At 63.9% G+C, this 26848-nt stretch carries 23 protein-coding genes; 10 read left to right on the plus strand and 13 right to left on the minus strand.

All coding sequences use genetic code 11. The features are described 5' to 3' along the window. Nucleotides 1-48: 48 nt before the first annotated feature. The gene (locus tag ML401_RS33310; protein ID WP_285808408.1) at nt 49-1365 is read right to left on the minus strand and encodes a UDP-glucose/GDP-mannose dehydrogenase family protein; all 1317 of its coding nucleotides are present in this window, start codon (nt 1363-1365) and stop codon (nt 49-51) included. Nucleotides 1366-1567: 202 nt separating this feature from the next. Between ML401_RS33310 and ML401_RS33315 the strand changes: the two genes are divergently transcribed. After that, nucleotides 1568-2635: an acyltransferase family protein gene (locus ML401_RS33315; protein WP_285808410.1), complete on the plus strand. Its 1068-nt coding sequence runs from the start codon at nt 1568-1570 to the stop codon at nt 2633-2635. A gap of 130 nt (nt 2636-2765) precedes the next feature. Continuing rightward, a complete protein-coding gene (gene polA, locus ML401_RS33320) occupies nt 2766-5846 on the plus strand; it encodes a DNA polymerase I (RefSeq protein ID WP_285808411.1) in 3081 nt (1026 codons plus the stop codon). Here polA and ML401_RS33325 read toward each other — a convergent pair. The 3 genes from ML401_RS33325 to ML401_RS33335 are packed head-to-tail and all read right to left on the minus strand — an operon-like array spanning nt 5843 to nt 9982. Then, complete coding sequence (locus ML401_RS33325; protein ID WP_285808412.1) at nt 5843-8545, minus strand: hypothetical protein; 2703 nt, start codon at nt 8543-8545, stop codon at nt 5843-5845. The two genes, polA and ML401_RS33325, sit on opposite strands and share 4 nt — an antisense overlap. Further along, a complete protein-coding gene (gene grrM / locus ML401_RS33330) occupies nt 8499-9644 on the minus strand; it encodes a cyclophane-forming radical SAM/SPASM peptide maturase GrrM/OscB (RefSeq protein WP_285808413.1) in 1146 nt (381 codons plus the stop codon). The genes ML401_RS33325 and grrM overlap by 47 nt, the downstream gene beginning before the upstream one ends. 14 nt (nt 9645-9658) lie before the next feature. Further along, nucleotides 9659-9982 carry a hypothetical protein gene (locus ML401_RS33335; RefSeq protein WP_285808414.1) on the minus strand — a complete coding sequence of 108 codons (324 nt, stop codon included), beginning with the start codon at nt 9980-9982 and terminating at the stop codon, nt 9659-9661. A gap of 352 nt (nt 9983-10334) precedes the next feature. Between ML401_RS33335 and ML401_RS33340 the strand changes: the two genes are divergently transcribed. Further along, complete coding sequence (locus tag ML401_RS33340) at nt 10335-10970, plus strand: LysE family translocator (RefSeq protein WP_211415592.1); 636 nt, start codon at nt 10335-10337, stop codon at nt 10968-10970. 45 nt (nt 10971-11015) lie between these two features. Here ML401_RS33340 and ML401_RS33345 read toward each other — a convergent pair whose 3' ends face one another. Further along, nucleotides 11016-11642 (minus strand): glutathione S-transferase family protein, encoded by a 627-nt coding sequence (locus ML401_RS33345; RefSeq protein WP_285808415.1) that lies wholly within the window; start codon nt 11640-11642, stop codon nt 11016-11018. A gap of 185 nt (nt 11643-11827) precedes the next feature. On the opposite strand from ML401_RS33345, the gene pyrE reads away from it, so the two are divergent. Both pyrE and ML401_RS33355 read left to right on the plus strand, forming a co-directional pair. Next, the gene (pyrE, locus tag ML401_RS33350) at nt 11828-12391 is read left to right on the plus strand and encodes an orotate phosphoribosyltransferase (RefSeq protein WP_211415590.1); all 564 of its coding nucleotides are present in this window, start codon (nt 11828-11830) and stop codon (nt 12389-12391) included. Nucleotides 12392-12607: 216 nt separating this feature from the next. Next, entirely contained in the window at nt 12608-13387 is a 780-nt protein-coding gene (locus ML401_RS33355; protein WP_194404797.1) for a DUF2865 domain-containing protein, read from the plus strand. 60 nt (nt 13388-13447) lie between these two features. On the opposite strand, the gene ML401_RS33360 is transcribed toward ML401_RS33355, so the two are convergent. From ML401_RS33360 to ML401_RS33390, 7 genes are all read right to left on the minus strand, one after another. Next, nucleotides 13448-13879, minus strand: coding sequence for a hypothetical protein (locus tag ML401_RS33360; RefSeq protein WP_194404798.1), 432 nt, complete (start codon nt 13877-13879; stop codon nt 13448-13450). Nucleotides 13880-14174: 295 nt separating this feature from the next. Further along, nucleotides 14175-14846, minus strand: coding sequence for a ligase-associated DNA damage response endonuclease PdeM (gene pdeM, locus ML401_RS33365; protein WP_285808416.1), 672 nt, complete (start codon nt 14844-14846; stop codon nt 14175-14177). 42 nt (nt 14847-14888) lie between these two features. Then, nucleotides 14889-17486: a ligase-associated DNA damage response DEXH box helicase gene (locus ML401_RS33370; RefSeq protein WP_285808417.1), complete on the minus strand. Its 2598-nt coding sequence runs from the start codon at nt 17484-17486 to the stop codon at nt 14889-14891. Nucleotides 17487-17745: 259 nt separating this feature from the next. After that, a complete protein-coding gene (locus tag ML401_RS33375) occupies nt 17746-18111 on the minus strand; it encodes a nuclear transport factor 2 family protein (protein ID WP_194404801.1) in 366 nt (121 codons plus the stop codon). 154 nt (nt 18112-18265) lie between these two features. Continuing rightward, nucleotides 18266-18616, minus strand: coding sequence for a RidA family protein (locus ML401_RS33380; RefSeq protein WP_194404802.1), 351 nt, complete (start codon nt 18614-18616; stop codon nt 18266-18268). 115 nt (nt 18617-18731) lie between these two features. Next, nucleotides 18732-19652: a PHB depolymerase family esterase gene (locus ML401_RS33385; RefSeq protein ID WP_285808420.1), complete on the minus strand. Its 921-nt coding sequence runs from the start codon at nt 19650-19652 to the stop codon at nt 18732-18734. A 3-nt stretch (nt 19653-19655) separates the two neighbouring features. Further along, nucleotides 19656-21314, minus strand: a complete 1659-nt coding sequence (locus ML401_RS33390; RefSeq protein ID WP_285808421.1) for an FAD-binding dehydrogenase — start codon at nt 21312-21314, stop codon at nt 19656-19658. A gap of 277 nt (nt 21315-21591) precedes the next feature. Here ML401_RS33390 and ML401_RS33395 point away from each other — a divergent pair, with 277 nt between their 5' ends. The 5 genes from ML401_RS33395 to ML401_RS33415 all read left to right on the plus strand — a co-directional run bounded on the left by ML401_RS33395 (nt 21592) and on the right by ML401_RS33415 (nt 25973). Next, nucleotides 21592-22113 carry a hypothetical protein gene (locus ML401_RS33395; protein WP_194404805.1) on the plus strand — a complete coding sequence of 174 codons (522 nt, stop codon included), beginning with the start codon at nt 21592-21594 and terminating at the stop codon, nt 22111-22113. 109 nt (nt 22114-22222) lie between these two features. Then, nucleotides 22223-22417, plus strand: coding sequence for a hypothetical protein (locus ML401_RS33400; protein ID WP_212065106.1), 195 nt, complete (start codon nt 22223-22225; stop codon nt 22415-22417). 24 nt (nt 22418-22441) lie between these two features. Further along, the gene (locus ML401_RS33405; protein WP_211415583.1) at nt 22442-23032 is read left to right on the plus strand and encodes an SCO family protein; all 591 of its coding nucleotides are present in this window, start codon (nt 22442-22444) and stop codon (nt 23030-23032) included. Nucleotides 23033-23228: 196 nt separating this feature from the next. Continuing rightward, nucleotides 23229-24164, plus strand: a complete 936-nt coding sequence (locus ML401_RS33410) for a transporter substrate-binding domain-containing protein (protein ID WP_285808425.1) — start codon at nt 23229-23231, stop codon at nt 24162-24164. Nucleotides 24165-24329: 165 nt separating this feature from the next. Next, nucleotides 24330-25973 (plus strand): lysine--tRNA ligase, encoded by a 1644-nt coding sequence (locus tag ML401_RS33415; RefSeq protein WP_285808427.1) that lies wholly within the window; start codon nt 24330-24332, stop codon nt 25971-25973. Nucleotides 25974-26075: 102 nt separating this feature from the next. Here ML401_RS33415 and ML401_RS33420 read toward each other — a convergent pair whose 3' ends face one another. Further along, entirely contained in the window at nt 26076-26828 is a 753-nt protein-coding gene (locus tag ML401_RS33420; protein ID WP_285808428.1) for a carbonic anhydrase, read from the minus strand. Nucleotides 26829-26848 lie beyond the last annotated feature (20 nt).

Here is a 26848-nt window from a genome sequence, read left to right on the forward strand (position 1 = left end):
GGCCGGGGCAAGCCCGGCCATGACGGAATCATCCGCGATCGAGAATCATCAGCCCTGTACCGGCGGACGGCCGACGCTGTCGTAGGTGAAACCGGCGGCTTCCATCTCTTCGGGGCGGTAGATGTTGCGCAGATCGACGACGACGGGCTGCGCCATGACGCTCTTCAGCCGGTCGAGATCGAGCGCGCGGAACTGCACCCATTCGGTGACGATGACGAGCGCGTCGGCGCCTTGCGCGCAGGAATAGGCATCCTCGCAATAGGTGATGTCAGGCAGCTCGCCCTTGGCCTGCTCCATGCCGACGGGATCGTACGCCTTGACCGTCGCGCCCATGTCGATGAGGCCTGTGACCAGCGGGATCGACGGCGCATCGCGCATGTCGTCGGTGTCGGGCTTGAAGGTGAGGCCGAGCACCGCAACCGTCTTGCCGCGCAGATTGCCGCCGAGCGCCTGGCTCACCTTGCGCGCCATCGCGCGCTTGCGGTTCTCGTTCACGGCCAGCACGGATTCGACGATGCGCAAGCTCACGTCGTAGTCCTGCGCGATCTTGATCAACGCCTTGGTGTCCTTCGGGAAGCACGAGCCGCCGAAGCCGGGACCGGCATGCAGGAATTTGGTGCCGATGCGGTTGTCGAGGCCAATGCCGCGCGCGACCTCCTGCACGTTGGCGCCGGCCTTTTCTGACAGGTCCGCGATCTCGTTGATGAAGGTGATCTTGGTCGCCAGGAACGCGTTGGCGGCGTATTTGATCATCTCGGCGGTGCGGCGCGCGGTGAACATCAGCGGCGCCTGGTTCAGCGACAGCGGACGGTAGATGTCGCCCATCACCTTGCGGCCGCGCTCGTCGGAGGTGCCGACCACGACGCGATCGGGAAACTTGAAGTCGCGGATCGCCGCACCCTCGCGCAGGAACTCTGGATTGGAGGCGACCACGACGTCGGCGTTGGGATTGGCCTCGCGGATGATGCGCTCGACCTCGTCGCCGGTGCCGACAGGCACGGTCGACTTCGTCACCACGACAGTGAAGCCGGAAAGCGACCGCGCGATCTCTTTCGCGGCGGCGTATACGTAGGACAGGTCCGCATGGCCGTCGCCGCGGCGCGACGGCGTGCCGACCGCGATGAAGACGGCATCGGCTTCTGCGACCGGCTTCTTCAGGTCGGTGGTGAAGTCGAGCCGCTTGGCTTTCACGTTGGTCGCAACCAGCTCGTCGAGGCCGGGCTCATAGATCGGGATCTCGCCGCGATGGAGCGCCGCGATCTTCTTCTCGTCCTTGTCGACGCAGGTGACGTCGTGACCGAAATCGGCAAAGCAAGCTCCGGACACCAGTCCCACATAGCCCGTGCCGATCATCGCGATACGCATGAAAATCCCTGTTTTTAGATTGGTTAACGAAAATGAAACCCCGGCGCGGGGCGGTTTAGCATTTTCTCGCGGGGAAGGAACAGTCCGCAGCGAAAAAACCGGCACGGGAAGTGAATCGGTAAAGAAGTGGGAAACCGTAGCGGCCCCACACTGACCCACCCCCGAACAGGACGGGGCGGAACACGCCTCGAAAAGAGACACCATGGCACCATCAGGCACAATCGCAGGCGGCGGAGGCGTTGAGGCCACGGCTGCCGCACGTGTCGACTGGGTCGACTACGCCAAGGGCATCTGCATCATCATGGTCGTGATGATGCATTCGGTCCTGGGGGTCGAGCTCGCCGCCGGCGAGACCGGTTTCATGCATGTCGCCGTGGCCTTCGCAAAGCCGTTCCGGATGCCGGATTTCTTCCTGATCTCGGGCCTGTTCCTGGCGCTGGTGATCGACCGCGACTGGCGCACCTATCTCGACCGCAAAGTGGTGCATTTCGCCTATTTCTATGTCGTCTGGGTGACAATCCAATTCGGATTCAAGGCGCCCGCTTTCGCCGCCGAGACGAGCTGGCACCACGCCGGCCTGTTGTATCTGGAATCCTTCATCGAGCCGTTCGGCACGCTGTGGTTCATCTATCTGCTGCCGATCTTCTTCGTCGTCACAAAACTGACACGCAAGATCCCGCCCCTCGCAATCTGGCTCATTGCCGCCGCGCTGGAGACGGCCCGCATCACGACCGGCTGGACCACAATCGACGAATTTTCCGCGCGCTTCGTCTATTTCTATTCGGGCTATCTGTTCGCGCCTTACGTGTTCGCGCTGTCGGATCGCGCACGGAAGCATCCAGCGCTTGCGCTCGCGGCGCTCGCGACCTGGGCGCTGGTGAATGCCGGCCTCGTCGCTTGGGGCGTCAGCGAATGGGCGATCGTCTCGCTGCTGCTCGGCTTTGCCGGCGCCTGCGCGATCATTACGATGGGCACGTTGCTCGCGCGTGCAAATTGGATGAACGCCTTGCGCTTCTGCGGCGAGCATTCGATCGTGATCTATCTCGCCTTCTTCCTGCCGATGGCGGCAACACGGACGCTGCTGCTGCGCAGCGGAATCATCTCCGACATCGGCACGATGTCGCTGATCGTCACCGTCGCCGGCGTGCTCGGCGCGCTCGCGATCTGGCAGATCGCGCTGCGCCTCAACGCGCGCTTCCTGTTCGAGCGGCCGGACGCGTTCTGGATCGCGCCGAAGAAGGCTGGCGTGCGGTTGCAGGCGGCGGAGTAGCCACACTCTCGCCGTCGTCCCTGCCTAGTGCGCAATTGCGCAGGGGGCGGGGACGACGAGAGGTGTGAATCCGCCCAAAAATCCCCCACTCAAGGCTGTCAAAGCCCGCAAAAATTCATACATTGCGGCCATGCCAAAAACCTCCCCGAAGACCCCCGCCAAGGCTGACACCAAGTCAGCCACGCCGAAAGCCGCCGATAAGCCTGCTGCCAAGGCGGCCGCCGCGCCAGCTGCTGCCAAACCGGTTGCGGCGAAGGCCGCCGGCAAGGGCGACCACGTGTTCCTGGTCGATGGTTCCTCCTACATCTTCCGCGCCTACCATGCGCTGCCGCCGCTGAACCGCAAGTCCGACGGGCTGCAGGTCAACGCCGTGCTCGGCTTCTGCAACATGCTGTGGAAGCTGCTGCGTGACATGCCCGCCGACAACCGGCCGACGCACCTCGCTATCGTTTTCGACAAGTCCGAGGTCACTTTCCGCAACGCGATCTACCCCGAATACAAGGCACACCGGCCGCCGGCGCCCGACGATCTGATCCCGCAATTCGCGCTGATCCGCGAAGCGGTGCGCGCCTTCGACCTGCCCTGCCTGGAGCAAGGCGGCTTCGAGGCCGACGACCTCATCGCGACCTATGTGCGCGAGGCCTGCGAGCGCGGCGCCAGCGCGACCATCGTGTCCTCCGACAAGGATTTGATGCAGCTCGTGACCGATTGCGTCACGATGTACGACACCATGAAGGACCGCCGCATCGGCATCCCCGAGGTGATCGAGAAGTTCGGCGTGCCGCCGAACAAGGTCGTCGAGGTCCAGGCCCTGGCCGGCGATTCCACCGACAACGTGCCCGGCGTGCCTGGCATCGGCATCAAGACCGCGGCGCAACTGATCACCGAATATGGCGACCTCGACCAATTGCTGTTCCGTGCCGGCGAGATCAAGCAGCCGAAGCGGCGCGAGGCGCTGATCGAGAACGCGGAGAAGGCGCGGATCTCGCGCAAGCTCGTGCTGCTCGACGACAAGGTGAAGCTGGACGTGCCGCTCGACGACCTCGCCGTCCACGAGCCCGACGCGCGCAAGCTGATCGCCTTCCTCAAGGCGATGGAGTTCACCACGCTGACGCGCCGCGTCGCCGACTATTCGCAGATCGATCCCGCCAATGTCGACGCCGATGCGAGCAACAGCAGCAGCGCCCGGGGCGGCGATGGCGCGGCGAAAGCAAAGCCATCAGGGGATTCCGGCGATCTCTTCTCGGCCCCTGCGGCGGGCCCGACGGGCGGCGACAAGGGCGACAAATCGGCGAGCCTGAAGGGCGCGCCGGTCTCGCTGGCTGCCGCGCGTGAAGAGGCCATGCGCAAGCTGCCGGTCGACCGCAGCAAATATCAGACGATCAAGTCGCCGAGGGAGCTCAGCGCCTTCATCGCGCGCATTCATGAAGCCGGCCATGTCGCGATCGAGATCAAGGCCAACTCCATCGATCCGATGCAGGCCGATCTCTGCGGCATCGCGCTGGCGCTGGCGCCGAACGATGCCTGCTACGTACCGCTGGCGCACAAGCAGTCCGGCGGCGGTGCCGGCCTGTTCGACGCCGGTCTCGCGCCTGACCAGGTCAAGCACGAAGAAGCGGTTCAAGCGCTGCGGCCGGTGTTGGAATCGGCAGGCATTCTCAAGATCGGCTTCGACGTCAAATTCGCCGCCGTGATGCTCGCGCAGCACGGCATCATTTTGCGCAACACCGACGACGCCAAGCTGATCTCTTACGTGCTCGATGCCGGCCGGGGCTCGCAGGAACTGGACTCGCTGTCCGAGCGCTGGTTCGGCCACGCCATGCTGAAGGAAAACGAGCTGCTCGGCAGCGGCAAGGGCAAGATCACCTTCGACCAGGTGCCGATCGACAAGGCCGCGGCGCTGTCGGCCGAGGGCGCCGACGTCGCCTTGCGGCTCTGGCGCGTGCTGAAGCCGCGCCTCGTCGCCGAGCACATGACCGCGGTCTACGAGACCCTGGAGCGGCCACTGGTCGCGGTGCTTGCGCGCATGGAGCGGCGCGGCATCTCGATCGACCGCCAGGTGCTGTCGCGTCTGTCAGGCGATTTCGCCCAGACCGCAGCGCGGGTCGAGGCCGAGATCCAGGAGATCGCGGGCGAGCCGGTCAATGTCGGCAGCCCCAAGCAGATCGGCGACATCCTGTTCGGCAAGATGGGACTGTCAGGCGGCACCAAGACCAAGACCGGCGCATGGTCGACCACCGCGCAAGTGCTGGATGAGCTCGCCGAGCAGGGCCACGACTTCCCGAAGAAGATCCTGGAGTGGCGCCAGGTCTCGAAACTGAAATCGACCTACACCGACGCGCTGCCAACCTATGTCAACCCGCAGACCCATCGCGTGCACACGACCTACGCGCTGGCCGCGACCACAACGGGCCGGCTGTCGTCGAACGAGCCGAACCTGCAGAACATCCCCGTGCGTACCGAGGACGGCCGGAAAATCCGCCGCGCCTTCATCGCCACGCCCGGGCACAAGCTGGTCTCCGCCGACTATTCGCAGATAGAGCTGCGGTTGCTCGCCGAGATCGCCGACATTCCCGTGCTGAAGCAGGCGTTCCGCGACGGCCTCGACATTCACGCGATGACGGCGTCGGAAATGTTCGGCGTGCCGATCAAGGGCATGCCGAGCGAAATCCGCCGCCGCGCCAAGGCGATCAATTTCGGCATCATCTACGGCATCTCGGCCTTCGGCCTCGCCAACCAGCTCGGCATCGCGCGCGAGGAAGCCTCGGCCTACATCAAGAAGTATTTCGAGCGCTTCCCCGGCATCCGCGCCTACATGGACGAGACGCGGGACTTCTGCCGCAGCCACGGCTATGTCACCACGCTGTTCGGCCGCAAATGCCACTATCCTGATATCAAGGCCTCAAACGCCTCGGTGCGCGCCTTCAACGAGCGTGCCGCGATCAACGCCCGCCTTCAGGGCACCGCCGCCGACATCATCCGCCGCGCCATGACGCGGGTCGAGGACGCGCTGGCCGCCAAGAAGCTGTCGGCGCAGATGCTGCTGCAGGTGCACGACGAACTGATCTTCGAGGTGCCGGACGCCGAGGTCGAGGCGACGCTGCCCGTCGTGCAGCACGTGATGCAGGACGCGCCGTTCCCGGCTGTGCTGCTCTCGGTGCCGCTGCATGTGGATGCGCGCGCGGCGAACAACTGGGACGAGGCGCATTAGGACGGTGGTGCGCCTGGAGCAACGCCGGCACCGCTGGGAAGGTCGGTTTTTGATTTCGACTTACCTGGCTGATCCGAACTTCTCTGGTCACAAGCTACCTTCTGGTGCTTGCCGGCCACCTTCGTCGGCCAGATAAACCTCACGGGCAACGGTTCGGCCACCCCTTCGCTGGTCCAAACGCGCACGAGATCATTCGTGACCGTCTGGTCGGCGTCGACCGACTGACGCGTCAACACCTCTCGGTCGCCGGATGGAGGCAGCACGCATTCGAATTCCGCAAGGATCCCTTCCATATTTGGCAGGATCGTAATCTTGTCAGCACGCTGCGCGCCTGCCGTGACTTCCGTGCTCCGCCAAAGTCTCTGTCCCTCGATCAGCAAAGCGCCAGCCTGCCCGACGATCAACTCTTGCTGCTTCGGATTGAAGATGGACGGCTGCCTTACTACGTCAAATCCTAGCTTGTGAGATATTTCGGGTACGGCCGCCGGTAGGCGAACGGGAATATTGTCGTTCGCAGCCTCGATGCCTGGACATATATTCTTCGCCGAGAGAATTGGCGCGAGTTCGGATACATCGCTTCGGCTGAGCCAGCACGTTGCAATCGATACTTTGACGGTCTGCCACCATCCAGGGACCGAAATGAAAGCAGAAAGGGGGTATTGCCCATCGATCTGCTCGAATGTGTCATCCTCGGTCATCCGCCCGGCCACGATCCAGCCGAAATCGACGTCCCGAATTGAGGAGCCCCGCGTGGTCGCTGACGAGTAGTCGGAGGCGCCGAATCCGACGACGATCGGATGGGACACTATGGCTCGGTAGTCACGGGACCGCTTATTCAGAAAGTTGGCGAAGTCGACTCCCTTTCCCTCGGCCCTCATGAGCAGTTCATAGGCATCTCGGGTTTCAGCACTTGTCGAGATATTCTCGGAGAGATTCTTCGGCGTCACGCTGTACGCGAACGCATCCGTACCTTCGTTCAGCGCCTCTACAAATGCCTGGAGATATGGCGGGTTGGAAGCCAGCAATGCCGGACTTGCCTCCGCCTCAAACTCCTTTGGAAAGGGAGACACCGCGAGATTGCAATCCACCGTTTCACGCCCAACCACTCGCAATGTCAGGAAACTGCCGATGCGCCTCAGACGCCTAGCTGAAGGATTCGCGAACTCGTCAAGCTTTGATTTGAGAAAATCCGCCGAGAAACACCTGAGCCGACGCGGAGTGACAAAGCAATCCTCGATCACATTGCAGTCGAGGAGATCACCAGCCACCAGTCTGGCTAGATTGCCATAATCAGTCTGCTCGCCCTGCTTCTGCCCGGACTGCTCGTCCTGTTTATCCTGCTTCTTCAGCGACACAATTGCAAAGAGCTTTTCGTACAACATCACGCCCGAGACGAGGCGCTCTCTAAGGCTGTCGGAGAACGGGCAGCCTATTTGCGTAAGAGACAGATTTGAGCCGGAATTGAGTGACACCCCGGATGGATTTGGGGAGCTTGCATCTTGCGCTCCCGAACTTTGCTGCGAACCGCCGGCGGTCTGCATTTGCTGCGCCGGCTTTATTCCCAATCGCCAAATTTCGATCGAATTGGCCCCGTTGCTGTTGACGCAAATATTGGCTGCGGAGGCGATGAACGATTCCCTCGAAACATTCGGAAATATTAGACTCGGGTTATCTCTAAGATTTGTTAGAGACTCCCAGAATATCTTGTCTTTGGTATCGCGCAGCAGCGCAAGACGCCGCGCCGTATAAGATGCAAGCAACTCCTCCGCCTTCTCCCTGTCGCCAGCCCGGCAAGGCAACGGACCTTTGCGCAGGTCCACATCGCCACGAGCAAACTGACAGACACGTCGCAGCAAAAAATCGTTGAACAGCAGTCGCAGGCGCTGGTCGGGAAACGCGGAGTCAATTGACTGCGCTACTTTTTCCATAGACGAAGATATATTGTCTTGGAATTTGGTCGCCCACTCCTCAAAGAGATCCTGGTAATCCTTTTCGTACAGATTTTTGATCCAAGTCGCCTGCTCATGCTCGGGATCATGACTCAACCTCACGACGATGGCCGCAACAGAACCTCGCTTGGTGCTGGCAACTATTGACGTGTCGAACGTCAGCCGAAAGATGGTATTGCCCTTGATGTCATGCCTATCATCGAGTTCCGTCTGCGTGATCTCTGATCTGACTTCCTCCCGATACGCATTTTTTGCGCGAAATTGCGACATCGTGGTGGATTCGACCGCTATATCCGGCTGATCCTTCTTCGAGTTGGCATCTTCTTTCTTTGACACATCATCAGTCGATGGCGATCGCGATACGCCGCCGCTGATGGTCGCGCGTTGCTCACTGGCCACTTTATGAATCGCGTCGATGCTCCTGAATTCGGACTCGCGCTTGTCCAGTTCGGTATAATCAAGCTGTTTCCTGAGCCATCGCGCCTGATCCAGACGGTCATTGACCAAACGTTGGCGCGTATAGACTGTCGGGCTGTTGACGATGATCTTGCCGTCCCTGCCGTTCTCCAGCAGGCTGGTCAGCTTCAACCGGTGTCGATATGCCTCGATTGATCCTGCGGCGACCACGGCAATCAAGATGAGCACGGCCAATGGATTTGACGTCAGGATTCCGGTGGTGGATTGCAGACTTGCGTTCAACCGCTCATAGAGCGAGATGAAGTTCTGCTTCCATACGTCCCAATACGACATCGATAACTGCCTTCTTGCTCAGCCGGCAAAATAGCGTCTCAGTGCTGTCGAACCTTCCGTTCTCGAACAGCTTGTTGGCCGGCGATCCTCCCAAACAGATTGAAAAATATTCGCAGCTCGTTCTGCAGCTGGCCTGCCCGCTCGCGATTTCCTCGCTCACCGCGAGGAAGGTGGGATCCTGCAGCACATCCGCGATCTCGTGCTCGTGGATATTCCCGAAAACAAGATGGCCATGACGTGGGCTGGCGTAGCCGAGGAGTTCAGGCGAGAAAGTACTGATTTCGCCGTTGGCTCCAATGGACAACGTACGGAGCGGCTCGGCGAGCGGATTGCCGTAGCTAGCGCTTTCGGGCCTGGCGATCGCATCGAATGCACCAACGAATTCGCGCACCTCGATCTTGGCGCCGGTAGACTCTGTCAGAGCCATGAATGTTTCGTAGAAGCGGCGGACGTTCCGATCGGCGCCCTCGCCAGACAAAGAGGAGGTGCCGTGAACCCCCTCGATCTCCTCAACATTGAAGGCGATACGTTCAATCCCGTTGGCGACATAGAAGTCGAATAGTTGTTGCGGCTGCTGGAGCGATTGCTGCGTCAGTACAGTGATCACATGGAATGGATAACGGTGCTCCTGCAACAAGCGAATGCCACGCATTGTTTGCTCGAAGCTGCCCCCGCCCGAACGCGTCTTACGGTTGCGATCGTTGATCTCCGGCGGACCGTCAATGCTCGCGCCGACGCGCACGTCATGGGCGCGAAAGAGATCAATCCATTCCTCATTCAGGAGAGTGGCGTTGGTCTGGATGCTATGGCTGACGACTAAGTCGGCGGGACGCAGCCGCTCGATGACCGCAAACGCATCTGCGTAATATGCGGGACCGGGAACCAGCGGCTCGCCGGCGTGCCAAAGGACCGTGAGGTGCCCCGACAAGAACGGGCTCCTGAACACCTTCTCAAAGGTGCGCTCGACGGTTGCCATCGACATTTTGCGCTTCGAATTGCGGTCAGGCAGATAGCAATATGAGCAGTCGAGATTACAGAACGGCGTCGACTGCAGGACCAGCATTTCGATCGACGGACGGGGCACTAAGGCAGTCCGCATTTGAAAGCTCTTGGCTAGAATTTTGGAAAATTTGGAAAGTTCGGAAAGTTCTGAAAATTGGGGAAATTCGGAAAGTTGTTGAAGTTTGGAAAGTTCGGAAAATTGAAGAACTGGCTCAGACGATAGAACACCGGATTGCCGGGCTTCGAGCCTTCCAGCGCCATGCGCTCGCGCACGGCCGCAACTCGCTCTGGGATCGACTTTGAAGCAGCTGGCTCAAAAGGAGGTGAGGCGGCCTGCGCGGGAGTACCCCCCAGGAGGGCCGCAGCCCCCAGCCATGCCGAGCGCCGAACAGCCAACTGAAAAATCCGACCGACGCATTTGATCAGCGGCTTCATGGAGTGCTTCTGTCCTCCTGCGGATTGAATGTTACACTCAGATGCCCGTTCAGGTAAACCCCATGGATATACTCAACCCGACGGGAATTTGGGGCGCATCGGATGTGGGCTATGTGACTGACAATTTCGCATTGCAACGAAGACCCGAGCTCTCGCCCCGGACATGGCATGGGCCGAGTTGGCCAATCTTCGTCATCCAATTTCGTGGTCAAGGCCGCGCCCCGATCGCGGCAAAGTGCAGCAGAGAGGGCGCCTGAAACAGCAGGCCTTGTATTGTCCTCCGAGCAATTGCGCGATGGCTCCGCCGCACCTTGCATATTAGAACCGCTGCGTCTCCCGCACCGGTTCGCCCATGCCCCACACCTCCGCCCTGCTCGGCTTCGCCCTCGTCTGCCTCGGTCTCGTGCTGACGCCGGGACCGAACATGATCTATTTGATCTCGCGCTCGATCACGCAAGGGCCCGCGGCGGGCATCGTCTCGCTCGGCGGCGTGGCGCTCGGCTTCGTGTTCTACATGTTGTGCGCGGCGTTCGGCATCACCGCGCTGCTGCTCGCCATTCCCTTTGCCTATGACGCGTTGCGCTTTGCCGGCGCGGGTTATCTGCTCTGGCTCGCCTGGCAGGCGGTGAAGCCGGGCGGCCGCTCGCCGTTCCAGGTCCGGAAGCTCGCCATCGACAGCCCGCGCAAATTGTTCGCGATGGGCTTCGTCACCAACCTGCTCAACCCGAAGATCGCGATGCTCTATCTGGCGCTGCTGCCGCAATTCATCGATCCCGCCGCCGGCAGCGTGCTGACGCAGTCGGTGGTGCTGGGCGCGATCCAGATCGCGATCAGCGTCAGTGTCAACGCGATGATCGCGCTGGCCGCCGGATCGATCGCGTTGTTCCTGGCGAGCCGGCCGAGCTGGATGCTGGTGCAGCGCTGGCTGATGGGCACGGTGCTGGCCGGGCTCGCGCTGCGGATGGCGGTGGAAGCGAAAAAGGTGTGAGGCGGTTGTTGCCTCCCCCGCAAGCGGGGCGAGGCAGGAGAAACCTCAATCCAGCTTCGCGTCCATCCCCCGCTTCACGGCCGGACGGGCCATCAGGGCCTCATACCAGCGCTTGACGTTGGGGAAGTCGGCCAGGTCAACCTTGTGGCGAGGGTGACGCCAGGCCCAGCCCAAGATGGCAAAATCGGCAATCGAGAGGTCGCCGGCGACGAAGTCTTGGTCCGCCAGGCGTCGGTCGAGCACGCCGTAGAGCCGGCGCGTCTCCGCCATGTAGCGCTTCAGGCCGTAAGCGCGGTCCTGCTCGTTCTCGAGTGCGATGAAATGATGCACCTGCCCGGGCATCGGGCCGAAGCCGCCCATCTGCCACATCAGCCATTCGTAGACGGGGACGCGGCCGGCGAGCGATTTCGGCAGGAATTTGCCGGTCTTTTCACCGAGATAGAGCAAGATCGCGCCGGACTCGAAGATGCTGACAGGCTTGCCGTCCGGGCCCTCGGGGTCGACGATCGCGGGAATCTTGTTGTTCGGGGACAGCTTGAGGAACTCGGGCGCCATCTGCTCGCCCTTGGTGATGTTCACCGGGATCACCCTGTAGGGCAGGCCCATCTCCTCCAGCGCGACCGAGATCTTGCGGCCGTTCGGCGTGTTCCAGGTGTGCAGCTCGACGGTCATTCCCGTTTCCTTCCCCAGGCAGGCGTCGTGCCCGATCCGGGCTCTCAACTACTCCAGAAGGTCGCAGCCCCACAACCGGCAGGCCTGGATGGCCGATCCCTGTTGACGAGGGACGCCCCCTCTGGAATGTCGCAGCCGTCGCGGATAAATTCCGCCTCCTCCAAAAAGCTGTTCGAGGGACCGCCGTGTCGAAATCTGCCTCCCGCGCCCGCCTGTTCGAAATCATCCGCCGGCGCTCCTTCGGCCGCGGCGAGGTGACGCTCGCGTCGGGCCGCAAGAGCGATTTCTACTTCAACCTCAAGCCGACCATGCTCGACCCGGAGGGAGCGACCCTGCTCGCCGAGCTGACCTACGAGGCGCTGAAAGACGACAATCTCGATTTCATCGGCGGCCTCGAGATGGGCGCGGTGCCGCTGGCCGGCGCGCTGGCGCAGATCTCCTGGATCAAGGGCCATCCGATCGCGGCGTTCTTCGTGCGCAAGAAGCCGAAGGAGCACGGCGCCAAGCTCGCGATCGAGGGCCTGCCCAAGGGCGAGACGCTCGCAGGCAAACGCGTCGTGATCGTCGAGGACGTCACCACGACCGGCGGCTCGGCGATGAAGGCCGTGGAATCCGTACGCGAGACCGGCGCCGAAGTGGTGCTGGTGCTGACCATGGTCGATCGCGAGGAAGGCGCCACCGACACGTTCGGCTCGGCCGGCCTGCCGTTCCGCTCGCTGTACAAGGCCTCGGAGTTCTTGAAGGCGTAAGACGGCAGAGCTTTCTCCGCCGTCGTGCCGGGCTTGACCCGGGCATGACGAAACCTCGCCCTGTTCCGAACCACTCCCCCCTCAACCGCTCATTTACCATCCCGCCTTATGGTGAATCATGTGCTGAGATCCCTGAGGTCCCAGCCGGTTCAGTAGCGTCGGGTGGAGTGAGCGTTGCGTACAGTCCTGTCCCATGTGCGCCGGCGGCGTCGCGCGATGCTTGTGGCGGCCACCCTCGCAGCACCGCTGCTTGCGGCTCCCGCCCCGGTCTCGGCCGAAGGCCTGTTCGACTTCTTCTTCGGCGGCATGCAGCAGCAGCGTCCGCAGCGCGAGGTGCCGCAGCAGGCGAGCTCCTACGCCGATCCCTTCACCGGGCAACAGAACGCCGCAAACCCGCAATATGTGCCGCCGACCCGCGCGGCGGCGGCGGGCGGCTCGGGACCTGCCTTCTGCGTGCGCAGCTGCGACGGCAAATATTTTCCGCTGATGCGCGGCCTCACCTCACCGGCGCAGATGTGCCAGGCGTTCTGTCCCGCCAGCGCGACCAAGGTCTATTTCGGCTCCTCGATCGACGGTGCCGCCTCGCAGACCGGCGAGCGCTACGCCGACAGCGAGAACGCCTTCGCCTATCGCAAGGCGCTGCGCGCCGATTGCACCTGCAACGGCCGCGAGCCGGTCGGCCTTGCCCCGGTCGATCTCGCGCTGGATTCCTCGCTGAAAGCCGGTGACGTGATTGCCACCACCGACGGGCTCGTCGCCTATACCGGCATCCGCGTCGGCAACGACCAGGCTGCGGATTTCACCCCGGTCGCCTCCTATCCTGGCCTCACCGCCCAGGTCCGCGCGCGGCTCGGCGAAATGAAAGTGGCGCCAGTGCGCGCGGAAACGGTGTCGGCGGATACGCCCGCCGCGGAGATCGTGCGCGAGCCGCTGCCCAGCGTGACAGTGCCGAAGACGACGGCGCAGAAGCCGGCGAAGCGGGCGGGGTTGGAGTAGCTCTCGTGTCCCGGACGGCGGCGCAGCGCAAAGCGATGCGCTTTGTCCGGGGCACGGCGATCACCTCCCGATGATCACCCCGATCACGTTCGGCGCGGCCAGATATTTCTCCTCGATCGCCGCGCGCGCGGCGGCGCGGTTGTCCGGCGTCAGGAGGCCGCGCTTCTCGGCCAGGATCATCCAGCAGAAACCCCACCAATCGGTCAGCATGCCCTGGTCGCCGACAAGGTCGTAGCCCTGCTCGGCCGCGAAGATGCGCGCCTGCGCTTCGTCCAGCGTGTCGAGAAACAGATGATCCTCGGTCGAAAACAGATCGTCGCTGACGTCGTCGATGGTGTAGCCCCAGATCGACTGGCACACCGCGTTGAACTCGCGGTCGAACTGGTCGTCGTCGATGCGCTGGCGCCGTGCTGCCTGATGCAGCCGCGACAGCGAGCGCGCGAAATCGGCGATCCGGGTGAGGGCAAATTGATCGAAGGCGATGGTGGACATCTAGTCCTCGCAAAGTCTGACAGACGCTAGATATTGTGTCGGCAACGCGCCGAATCACAATGATATATCAAAGACTTGCTAAAGTGTTCTTAATTTGTTCTGGAATCAATCATGATCCCCGCTGGCCTGCCTGGGCGCCGGAATCGAAAGGGGCCGCCTCGCAGCGGCCCCTTGCCGGTTACAATCTTGTTCGGGATCAGAAATGCCAGCCCCGGCAAGCGTGACGTTAGAGCCGGCAAAGCGCTTGGGCGATTCCGGATAACTACCGACCGTAGTGCTGTCCTATTTGGCCGGTTCAAGAGCAGCGTGAGGCCGCAATGGCATGGACGCGGCGGTCGCCGAGCAGATGAGCGACGAAGCCATTGGCCGGAAAGATCTTGGCGAAGGCGGCGTCGCGAATGCTGAGGCCGCCGGCATAAGCGCCGAACGCCGGCATCACCGCGCGCATCCCGTCGGAGGCGAAGCAGCGGCGCTCCATGGAGCGGCCGCGCGCGGAGACGCGCGCCTTGGGATGGAGATGGCCGGCGATCTCGCCGTGTGCGCCGGTCGGCTCGTGGCGAAACGTGATCGGGCCGATGGCGACCTCTTCGGCGACGGTGCCGCCGAGATCGCGCGGCAGCATCGGATCGTGGTTGCCGGAGATCCAGATCCAGTCGCGCCCCGCCTGCAGCGCGGCGACGGCCTCGCGATCATCTGGCGACAATCGCTCGTGCGCCGTGCGGTCGTGAAAGCTGTCGCCGAGCGCGATCACGGTGCGCGGATCATGGCGGGAGATGACAGCAGCGAGACGGCTCAGCGTCGCCAGCGTGTCGTAAGGCGGCAGCAGCACGCCGCGCATGGCGAAGCTGGAGCCTTTTTCCAGATGCAGGTCGGAGACGACGAGCAGGCGCTGCTCCTCCCAGAACAGCGCGCCGGAGAGATCGGCGGCGAAGGTCACATCGCTGACGGTGACTGTGGACACGCGCATGTCGTCGACATCCCCTGAAACCTGCGCGCCTGTCGTCACGTCTTACCCGCTTCTATCCATCGCCTCTTTGACGAGCTCGTCGGCGGCTTCGGCCAAAAGCTCGTCTGCAGCCTCGCCATAAACTGACTCGCGGCCGATTTCCAGCATCACGGGGACAGCCAGCGGAGAAACGCGGTCGAGTTCCCGCAGCGTGATGCGACCCTGGATGCGCATCAGCATGTCGCTGAGGCGGCGCAAATCGAGCAGGCCGGTGGCAGCATCGGCGCGCGCGGCGCGCAACAGGACGTGATCGGCCTGGTGCTTACGCAGCACGTCATAGACGAGATCGGTCGAGAACAGCACCTGGCGGCGGCTCTTCTCCTCGCCGGTGTGCCGGCGCGTGATCAGGCCGGAGATGATCGCGCAGTTGCGGAAGGTGCGCTTCATCAGCGCGGATTCGGCAAGCCAGGCCTCGAGATCGTCGCCGAGCATGTCGGGGTCGAACAGCGCGTCGAGATCGATCCGGCCGTCGCGGATCATGAAGGAGAGATCGCCGAGCGCCCAGATCGCCACCGCATATTCATTGGCGACGAAGCCGAGCGGCCGCGCGCGGGCGCGCTCCAGCCGCCGCGTCAGCAGCATGCCGAGGGTCTGATGCGCGAGGCGGCCTTCGAAGGGATAGCAGACCAGATAATGCTTGTTGGCGCGGGGAAAGCTCTCGACCAGCAGCTCACGCACCGCAGGCACTTTGCTGACATCCTTCTGCAGCGACAGCCAGTCGCGCACCTGCTCCGGCAAGCCGCCCCATGCGCGGCCGTCATCGAGCAGCCGGCGCACGCGTTCGGCAAGATAGGTCGAGAGCGGAAACTTGCCGCCCATATAGGACGGCACCTTCGGGTCCTTGTCATGCGCGCGCGAGACGTAGACCTGGTCCTCGACCAATGTTTCGTAGCGCACCACCTCGCCGGAGAACACGAACGTGTCGCCGGGGCTGAGGCCCTCGATGAAGGCTTCCTCGATCTCGCCGAGCAACCGGCCGCCGCGCGCGATCACGCCGGTCGATCCGCCTGCCTTTCCCGCACCGCCGCCGCGCGAACGCACCAGCCGCACCTTCAGCATGTCGTCCTCGACGATGGTGCCGACATTCATGCGGTAGCTCTGCCGCACCTTGGGATTTGCGACGCGCCAGCGCCCCTCCTTGTCCTGCTTGATGCGGGCGAAGCGTTCATAGGTCTTTAGCGCGTAGCCGCCGGAGGCGACGAAATCGACGACGTCGTCGAAATCCTGCCGTGACAGCTCGGCGTAGGGCGCTGCGGTGCGTACCTCGGCATAGAGCTCATCGGAGAGGAACGGCTCGCCGCAGGCACAGCCGAGCACATGCTGGGCCAGCACGTCGAGCGCGCCCGTGCGCAAGGGCGGTGTATCCTGCGCGTTCTCGGCGATGGCATCGATGGCAACGCGGCACTCCAGCACTTCGAAGCGGTTGGCGGGCACCAGCACCGCGCGCGAGGCCTCGTCGAGGCGGTGGTTGGCGCGGCCGATCCGCTGCATCAGGCGCGAGGATCCCTTGGGCGCGCCGATATTGACCACGAGATCGACATCGCCCCAGTCGACGCCGAGGTCGAGCGAGGAGGTGCAGACCACGCCGCGCAAGCGTCCTGCCGACATCGCGTCCTCGACCTTGCGGCGCTGGGCGACGTCGAGCGAGCCGTGATGCAGCGCAATGGCAAGGCCGTCGTCGTTCATACTCCAGAGATTCTGGAACAGCATCTCGGCCTGGCTGCGGGTGTTGACGAAGACCAGCGTGGTCTTGTTCGCCTTGATCAGCTCGTAGATCTCAGGCAGCGCATGGCGCGCGCTGTGGCCGGCCCAGGGCAGGCGCTCGCGCGTGTCGAGCATCTCCACCTCGGGCGGCGCGGCACCGCCGGCGACGACGATGTCGGCTGCCCGCTCCTGGCCATCGGATTGCGGCACCAGGAAGCGCGCCAGTTGCTCCGGCTCCGCCACCGTTGCCGACAGGCCGATCGCGCGCATCTGCGGCGCCAGCCGCCACAGCCGTGCAAGCCCGAGCGAGAGCAGATCGCCGCGCTTGGAGGTCACCAGCGCGTGCAGCTCGTCGAGCACGATGCGCTTGAGGGACGAGAACAGGAACGGCGCGTCGTCGGACGACAACAGCAGCGCAAGCTGCTCCGGCGTCGTCAGCAGCACATCGGGCGGATAGCGCCGCTGCCGCTGGCGCCGCGACACCGGCGTGTCGCCGGTGCGGGTCTCGACCTTGATCGGCAGCGCCATCTCCGCGATCGGCCGCTCCAGATTACGCGCGATGTCGACGGCGAGCGCCTTTAGGGGCGAGATGTAGAGCGTGTGCAGGCCGCCGGAACGTTGCACGCCGCGGCCGGTGGAGACGAGGCTTTGCTTCTCAGCCGCCTTCCGCTCAGCCGCCTCCGTCGAAAGCTCCACCAGCGTCGGCAGAAATCCCGCCAGCGTCTTGCCGGCGCCGGTCGGCGCGATCAACAGGGCGCTGGCGTCCTCGCGCGCCTTCTCCAGCAGCGCCAATTGATGCGCGCGCGGCGACCAGCCCCGGCCTGCAAACCATTGCTGGAAGCGGCCAGGCAGCAGCACGGCCGGCTCGGCCTGAATTCTAGGGATACGGCGGGTCACACCATGACAGGTAGGCCGTGGCGATGGCTTCGTCGAGGGGGGCGGGCCTTCGCGTACGCACTGCCGATTCGAGGCGAGCAGGTCTCTACATCGTCATGGCCGGGCTTGACCCGGCCATCCACGCCTGCTGACGGCGCACCGAGAACGTGGATGCCCGGGACATCTAGCGCGAGACGCGCTTCGCGCTTTTGCCCGGGCATGACGTCCTCTTGTGAAAGCCGGAATGTGTTCCTCCCCGTACAAGGGAGGGCCAGCAGCCTCACGCCCCGGCCGGCACCTGATCGAGAAATCCGGTCACGCTCCTGATCCGGCCGTCCTTCAGCACGGCGAAATCCGTGCCCTTGATCGGGCTGTCGGTGCCGTCGGGACCAAGTCCCCAGGAAAAGCGGATGTGGTCGCCGTAGCCGTTGGGCTCGCCGATCAGCTTGAACTTGAAATCGGGAAAGCGCTGCTGCACGCCTGATATCAGCGCCTCGATGCCGTCGCGGCCGTCGCCCTTCATCAGGGGATCGACATAGCTCGCATCATTGGTCCAGTTCTCGCTGAGCAGCTCGCGGCGTCGGCCGGCCGTGCGCTCGTTCCAGAGCTCGATGTAGCGGCGGGCGATGGTGACGGGGTCGGTCATGGTGCTCTCCTTCGATGGGGCCGTGATCGGCTGTCCCTGACTATCGAAGGTTCGCGCGCGCGGATCGATTACCTCGCGGGTCATCTTTGCGCAAAAAAGGAGCGCGATGATCTCGTCATCGCGCTCCCCATCGCATGCGAATTGCTCGTGAAGACTACTTCGCGGCAACCACCATGATCTCGACGGTGTATTGCGGCGCCGCCAGCTTGGCTTCGACGGTGGCGCGCGCGGGGGTGTTGCCGGGCGAGACCCAGGCGTCCCACACCGCGTTCATCTCGCCGAAGGTCTTCATATCGGTGATGTAGATCGTGGCCGAGAGCAGCTTCGACTTGTCGGTGCCGGCCTTGGCGAGATGGCCGTCGATGGTCGCCAGGATGTCCTGGGTCTGTTTCGTCACGCTTTCGCCGGCGGCCTTGTTGGCGACGACACCGGCGAGATAGACGGTGTTGCCGTGCACGACGACCTGGCTCATGCGCGGGCCGGTTTCGAAACGCTCGATGCTCATTTGCGGATCTCCTCACTGGAATGGCGGCCCTGTCTAGCCCAGAGCCCTTCGCGGTGCCACCCCCGGCACGCATGCGTTATCTGCGGTGCATGCGTCACCGCCGCACATGCGGCACTTACGGAAACTGACTGAAAAAAGCCCAGATCGTCTCGGCGCCGTCGATGTCGCTGTTCTGCGGCCCGAGCATCTTCGTCGCGACCCTGGGGAAGCGGGCATCCAAAGAAGACCCGGGCATGCGATGGCCGCCACGATTGACGCGGTAGAGCACGACGTCGTGGCCTGCAGGACAGCGCGAGGTGATCCGGGTGACCGTGGATTGATCCGCAGGAGTCTTGTCAGGCAGATCGGCCGCCGCCGCGTCCCCCGTCTCGCAGCCATTGAGCTTGCGCCAGAACGCCAATGTCTCCTCGGTCGACCAGAATCCGTCTGCGGCATAATAGCTCGATCCGCGTCCGCCCTCGTAAGGCACCAGCGGATCGGCCGTGCCGTTCATGAGCAGCATCGGCAGCGGCCGTGACGGATGGCAGGTGACGGCGGCCTCGTCGGTGAGGTTCATGATCGCGCTGGCGCCGGCCGCGAACAGATCAGCGCGGGCGCAAGCCAGCGTCATCGCCATGGCGCCGCCATTGGAGATGCCCGCGACGAAGACGCGCTTTGCATCGGCCGTCCCGTCAGCCACCAGCTTCTCGACGAGCTTTGCGATGAAGGCGACGTCGTCGGTGCCCGGAGGCGGCCCGCTAAGCGCGGGCCCCGCCTTGGTTCGTGCATCCGCCCATGCATGGTTGAGGCCGTCGGGAAAGACCACGGCCAGGCCCTCGCGCTTTGCGACCTGCGGCCAAGCCGTCCGCGAGATCATGTCGGCGCCGCGCTGGGTCTTGCCATGCAGCACGATGACGAGCGGTGCGGGCTTCCTGGCCGGCAGCTGCGCGGTGTAGGAACGCTTCGCACCGTTAACGTCGATCGTCTCGGCCGCTGCCGGCGATGCGGCGGCCAATGCCGCAACCAGCGCGCCGATGCGCAGCATCCAATGCCGCATGACCTACCCGACCGCCTTTGCCGCCGCGCGGCCCGCATTGCGGCCCGAGAACAGACAGCCGCCGAGGAAGGTACCTTCGAGCGAGCGATAACCATGCACGCCGCCGCCGCCGAAGCCGGCGGCCTCGCCGACCGCATAGAGGCCGGGAATGACGCTGCCCTCGCCGCCGAACACGCGCGAGTCGAGATCGGTCTCGAAGCCGCCGAGCGTCTTGCGGGTGAGGATGTTGAGCTTGACCGCGATCAGCGGCCCCTGCGCGGGATCCAGGATCCGGTGGGGTGAGGCGGTGCGGATCAACTTGTCGCCGATATAGCGGCGCGCATTGTGGATGTTCATCACCTGCGCATCCTTGACGTAGGGGTTGGCGATCTCGCGGTCGCGCGCCTCGATCTGCATCCTGATATGCTCGAGCTTGAGGAGGTCGCGGCCGGCAAGCTTGTTCATCTCCGCAACGAGGTCCTCGATCTTGTCGCGCACGATGAAGTCGACACCATGGCTTTTGAACGCCTCCACCGGCGCCGGCGCACCCTTGTTGGTGGCGCGCTTGATCGTCATGCGCCAGCTCTTGCCGGTCAAATCGGGGTTCTGCTCGGAGCCCGACAGCGCAAACTCCTTCTTGATGATGCTCTGGGTCAGGATGAACCAGGAATAATCATAGCCGGTCGACATGATGTATTTGAGCTGGCCGAGCGTATCGGAGCCGGGGAACAGCGGTGCCGGCAGCCGCGTGCCCGTCGCGTCGAACCACATCGAGGAGGGGCCGGGCAGGATGCGGATGCCGTGGCGCGGCCAGATGGGATTCCAGTTCTGGATGCCCTCGACATAATGCCACATCCGGTCGCGGTTGATCAGCCGCGCACCCGCTGTCTCCGTGATGCCGATCATGCGTCCGTCGACATGCTCGGGCACGCCGGAGATCATGAATTTCGGGGGATCTCCGAGCCGCTTGGGCCAGTTCTGCCGGACCAGCTCGTGATTGCCGCCGATGCCGCCGGACGCCACGATCACGGCCTGCGCCTTCAGCGCGAACTCGCCGACCACGTTGCGCGACGAGCTCTTGCCGCGCTCGACGTTATCAGGGGCGAGCACGGCGCCGCTGACGCCATCCATCGTGCCGTCAGTGATCGAGAGCGCGTCGACGCGGTGGCGGAACCTGAAGCTCAGCCGGCCGCTCTTCATCGCCTCGCGCGCGCGGCGCTCGAACGGCTCGACGATGCCGGGCCCGGTGCCCCAGGTGACGTGAAAGCGCGGCACCGAATTGCCGTGGCCCATCGCGTCATAGCCACCGCGCTCGGCCCAGCCGACCACGGGAAAGATGCGATGGCCCATTGCCCGCAGCCAGGCGCGCTTCTCACCGGCCGCGAAGGCGACATAGGCCTCGGCCCATTGCCGCGGCCAGAAATCCTCGTCGCGGTCGAAGCCGGCGGCGCCGATCCAGTCCTGCATGGCGAGGTCGAAGGAATCCTTGATGCCGAGCCGGCGCTGCTCCGGCGAATCGACCAGGAATAATCCGCCGAACGACCAGAATGCCTGGCCGCCGATCGACTGCTCGCCTTCCTGGTCGACCACGATCACGCGCTTGCCGGCGTCGGCAATCTCGGTGGCGGCCACGAGGCCCGACAGTCCCGCGCCGACGACGATGACGTCCGTTTCCTCAGCCATGCATGTCCCCCTCCAAGTTCGTCCCCATGAGTTCCCCCCTGTAATCGCCCGGATTGAAGCCAGCGGTTGTAACTGAGATCAAGGGCGTGGCGCGCAAGACATCGTTAACTTGTTCCACTTTGGGATAGAGACCCTTCGAGTGCAGCGCGGACGCAACACTGGATTTGAATTTGTTTTGAGCCAGCCGGCCTGCCTAGACAAAACCTCGGTTACGACGGACGCTAGCCGTGCATCACCACCTGACACGCAGATTCGAATTCGACTGGGGCGGGGGCCAATGAAGTTTCTGACGGGGTTGCTTGCGGCGGTTCTGCTGATCGCTGGCATGGGGGCTTCTCACGCGGTGGTTCGGATCGCGGATGACCGCGGTGGGCGGATTGGAACCTACGTCGACAAGTACCAGGACCTCAGGCAATCAGGCGAGACCGTCATCATCGACGGCCTCTGTGCATCCGCCTGCACCATCGTCCTTGGCGCCATCCCGCATGACCGCATCTGCGTGACCTCGAGCGCGACGCTCGGCTTCCACGCAGCCTGGGATTTCGGCAGCAATGGCCGGGCCGTCACCAATGCCGAGGCGACCCAGATGCTCTATGCGATGTACCCCTCGCAGGTGAAGCGCTGGATCAGCCAGCGCGGCGGCCTCACCCCGCACATGCTCTTCCTGAAGGGCAGGCAGCTCCAGGCCATGTACAAGCCCTGCTACCTGGACGCGCAGGCCTCGACCATCAAGCCGGCGCGGCGTCCTCTCCCGCAAACGGACCAGATCGAATCTGCCCGGGGCCAGCTCCTGCACTGACCCTCTCAGCCTGACGAAACCGTTCCGGCCCGCCCGTGGCTTGCCCGCTGGCGGGCCAAAGCTTATCTGAGAGCTTGGAACCGGGGCCTTCGCCCCCCCGATCGTTGTCATGGCTCAACCAGTGCACCCGACGCATCCGCTACAGGACAATTCGCCCACTGCCGGCCGGACGCCTTCCGTGCTGCTGTGGGCGGGCGCGGCGACCTCCGGATTGCTCGTGCTCGGCGCCCTGGCGCTGTGGTTCCACTACGGCACGCAGATGTTCTTCGAAATGATCAGGACCGGTTTCGCCGCCTGCTTCTGATCCGCGACAGGAAGTTTTCCGCTCATGAGCTCCGCCACCCGTCCGCTGGTGATCGCGACCGCCTTCGCCGCAAGCCTCGTCGTCGGGCTGCTGATCATGTTCTGGGCCATGGGCGGGGTCAGCAAGGTGGCGCAGCCGGCCGCGATCGGCGGCCCGTTCCAGCTCACCGACCAGAACGGCAAGGCCGTCACCGACAAGAACCTGAAGGGCAAGCCGACCTTGATCTTCTTCGGCTACACCCATTGCCCCGACGTCTGCCCGACCTCGCTGTTCGAGATCTCGGAAGTGCTGCGCGCGCTGGGCAAGGATGCCGACAGGGTCAACGCCGTCTTCATCTCGGTCGATCCCGAGCGCGATACGCCGGCGACCATGAAGGAATATCTGTCGAGCTTCGATCCGCACCTCGAAGGCCTGTCCGGCGATCCCGCCGAGACCGCCAAGGTCGTCACCTCCTACCGGGTCTACGCCAAGAAGGTCCCGACCAAGGACGGCGACTACACCATGGATCACACCGCGCTGATCTACCTGATGGACCGCGACGGCCGCTTCGTCTCCCCGTTCAATCTGAAGCGGACGCCGGAAGAGGCGGCGGCGGATTTGAAGAAGTATCTCTGAGGGCCGAGCGAGGCATTCCACGTCGTCATGGCCGGGCTCGTCCCGGCCATCCACGTTCTCGGGGCGGTCGGAAAGTTCGTGGATGCCCGGGCATGACGGCGGACGACCTTCACCTATCCCGCATTTCGGCTCGCCTTCCCGCCGGGATGGTCTATAAGGCCCTCCGATCCCTACGAAATTCGTTCATTTCCGGCCGATGGCTCCATCGCAACAGGCGAAATCGTCCAAATCTGCCCGTGGCTTGCTGACCGGGCTCGTCGTGGCCGCGTGCCTGCTCGCAGGCCCGCCCGTCGCGAACGCCCAGGCTCCCGCCAAGCAAGCCCCGGCGGCCCCCCAGGCCACGCCGCAGGTCGCGCGCCAGGCGGCCCCACAGGCCGTGCCCGGGTTCTGGGACCCGCGGCGGCGCCCCGAGCGGCCCGACCTGTCGCGCCTGACCGTGATCCGCTTCCTGACCGAGACTGACTATCCGCCATTCAACTACACCGGCGCCGACGGCAACCCGGCCGGCTTCAACGTCGATCTCGCCCGCAGCCTGTGCGAGGAGATCAAGGTCACCTGCACCGTGCAGATGCGCCGCTTCGAGACGCTGGTCGACGCGCTCTCCTCCAACCGGGGCGATGCCATCATCGCCTCGATGGCGGTGAGCCCGCAGCTGCGCGCCCGCGTCGATTTCACCGATCCCTATTACCGCGTGCCGGCGCGCTTCGCCTCGCGCAAGGACGCGGTGATGCCGGAGATCCGCCCCGAATATCTCGAGGGCAAGAAGGTCGGCGTCATCGCCGGCTCGGCGCACGAAGCCTATCTCAAGGCCATGTTCACCGATGCCGAGTTGCATCCCTATCCCAGTGACGATGCGATGCGCGCAGCTTTGCGCAAGGGCGAGGTCGATTTCATCTTCGGCGACGCCATCTCGCTCGCGTTCTGGATCAACGGCACCGATTCCGGCGATTGCTGCGCCTTCTCCGGCGGCCCCTTCGTCGAGAGCCGCTTCTTCGGCGAAGGCATCGGCATCGCCGTGCGCAAGGGCAACGACGTGCTGCGCCAGGCCCTGAACTGGGCGCTGTTCCGCGTCTGGGAAAAAGGCCGCTACACCGACCTGTGGCTGCGGTATTTTTCGGTGAGCCCGTTCTGACCATCAATCGTCATTCCGGGGCGCGCGAAGCGCGAACCCGGAATCCCGAGATTGTTGAACTGTCGCTCCAGGATGGTCCGAAGGACCAGACCCGGAATGACAACAACCGTTCTTTTGCATTCTGCCCGGAAATCGCTATTTTCCGCGGCCCGGAGGCCCTTCTTGATGTCCGTTATCGATCCCAGCATGAGCCCGAGCGATTTGCGTGCGCTCGCCGAACAATCCAACGCCTGGCCGTTCGAGCAGGCCAAGGCCATCGTCGCGCGGTTGAAGAAGAGCCCGAAGGACGAGGTGCTGTTCGAGACCGGCTACGGACCGTCGGGCCTGCCGCATATCGGCACGTTCGGCGAGGTCGCGCGCACCTCGATGGTGCGGCACGCCTTCCGCGTGCTGACCGAGGACAAGATCAAGACGCGCCTGCTGGCCTTCTCCGACGACATGGACGGCTTCCGCAAGGTGCCCGACAACGTCCCCAACAAGGAGATGCTGGCCGCGCACATCGGCAAGCCGCTGACACGGGTGCCGGATCCGTTCTCCAACGAACATCCGTCGTTTGGCGCGCACAATAACGCGCGCCTGCGCGCGTTTCTGGATCATTTCGGCTTCGACTACGAATTCGCGAGCTCGACCGACTATTACACGTCGGGCCGCTTCGACGCGACGCTGCTCAAGATGCTCGCCGCCTACGACAAGGTGATGGACATCATCCTGCCGACGCTCGGCCCCGACCGTCGCGCCACCTATTCGCCGTTCCTGCCGATCAGCAAGACCAGTGGTGTCGTGCTGCAGGTGCCGATGATCCGCCGCGACGTCGCGGCCGGCACGGTGACCTATGTCGACCCCGACACCAACCAGGAAGTCGAGACGCCGGTGACGGGCGGCAACGTCAAGTGTCAGTGGAAGGCCGATTGGGCGATGCGCTGGGTCGCGCTCGGCGTCGACTATGAGATGGCCGGCAAGGACCTGATCGATTCCGTGAAGCTCTCCGGCGCCATCGCGCGGGCGCTCGGCGCCACGCCGCCCGAAGGCTTCAATTACGAGCTCTTCCTCGACGAGAAGGGCCAGAAGATCTCGAAGTCGAAGGGCAACGGCCTGACCATCGACGAATGGCTGCGCTATGCCTCGCCGGAATCGCTGTCGCTGTTCATGTACCGCGAGCCCAAGGCGGCCAAGCGGCTGTATTTCGACGTCATCCCGCGCAACGTCGACGACTATCAGCAGTTCAGCGACGGCTTTGCCAAGCAGGACGGCAAGCAACAGCTCGGCAATCCGGTCTGGCACATCCACAACGGCAAGCCGCCGACGAGCGACATGCCCGTCACCTTCCAGCTGCTGTTGACGCTGGTGTCGTCGTCGAACGCGGAGAATGCCGAGACGCTGTGGGGTTTCATCGGCCGCTACCGCCCGGGCGTCAGCCCGCAGACGCATCCGAAGCTGGATGCGATGGTCGGCTATGCCATCAACTATTATCGCGATTTCGTTGCGCCGACGAAGACGTTCCGCGTGCCCACCGACACCGAGCGCGCGGCGCTGCAGGATCTGCGCGATGCGCTGTCGCAGCTTGCGCCCGACGCCTCGGCCGAGGACATCCAGAACGTCGTCTACGAGATCGGCCGCCGCGAGCCGTTCCTCGACCAGGTCAAGAAGGGCAAGGACGGCCGCCCCGGCGTCACGCTGGACTGGTTCAACATGCTCTACCAGGTGCTGCTCGGCCAGGAGAAGGGCCCGCGCTTCGGCTCCTTCGTCGCGGTGTACGGCGTGCAGAACGCGGTCAACATGATCGACGGGGCGCTGGCAAGGAGCGCGTGAGGCAGGTGTAGCCCGGATGGAGCGAAGCGAAATCCGGGGTTCTCACCAGAGCACGAGCCGTCCCGGATTGCGCTTCGCTCCATCCGGGCTACGGACTCCCGCTCAGATCGACCTCAGCACGTAGCGCCTGTTGTCCTTCTGCACCGGGCGCGCATTCATCGGATAGAGCTTTGCGAATGCGGCGACGTCGGTGGCCGACACCTGGATCGGGGTGGTCAGCAGCAGCCATTCGACCACCTCCGAGCACGGCGGCGTCGTCAGCGAGCCGGGATAGCGGAAATAGCTGAGCTTTTGCGGCAGCATGGCGTGCGGATCGATGCTGGCATCGGCCTTCACCGCCGGGCCTTCCGCCGCCGGCATGGTCTTGACGATCTTGCCGAAGGTCGCGTTCGGCCTGCCCTCGGCCATCAGCACGCCGACCACGGCGAGCCCGCCGGCCTCGTTGCGATGGACGAAATGCGCCTCCATCGGAAAATTCTTGCCGCCGATCATGTGCTCGCTCGGCCGGTGGAAGTGCACCTGAAGCAGCTTGTACTTGACGTCGCCGAGCATCAACGTGCTGCCCTCGGCGAAATTGAGCTGGATCGTGTGGCCGTTGTTGACGATGGTGTCGGCGCTCTTGCCCCAATTCAGTTTCAGAACCGGCAATTGCGACTTGATCGTCCCCTCGATGTCGATCGGCGATTGCTGCAGGCCGACCGCGCAGGCCTTGTTGGCCGCGTCGAGATCGCCCCATTTGGCCGGGCCGCCGACGCCCTCATAGCTCCAATGCGCGCCTTCGGCGGCAAAGGCCGGCTTGCACAGCGGACAGAGCGCGAGACCCGCGAGGGCCTTCAAGGCATGACGGCGATTCATCGTATTCCCCTAAGATAAAG

This window comes from Bradyrhizobium sp. 62B, assembly GCF_030272265.2.
Lineage (GTDB): Bacteria > Pseudomonadota > Alphaproteobacteria > Rhizobiales > Xanthobacteraceae > Bradyrhizobium.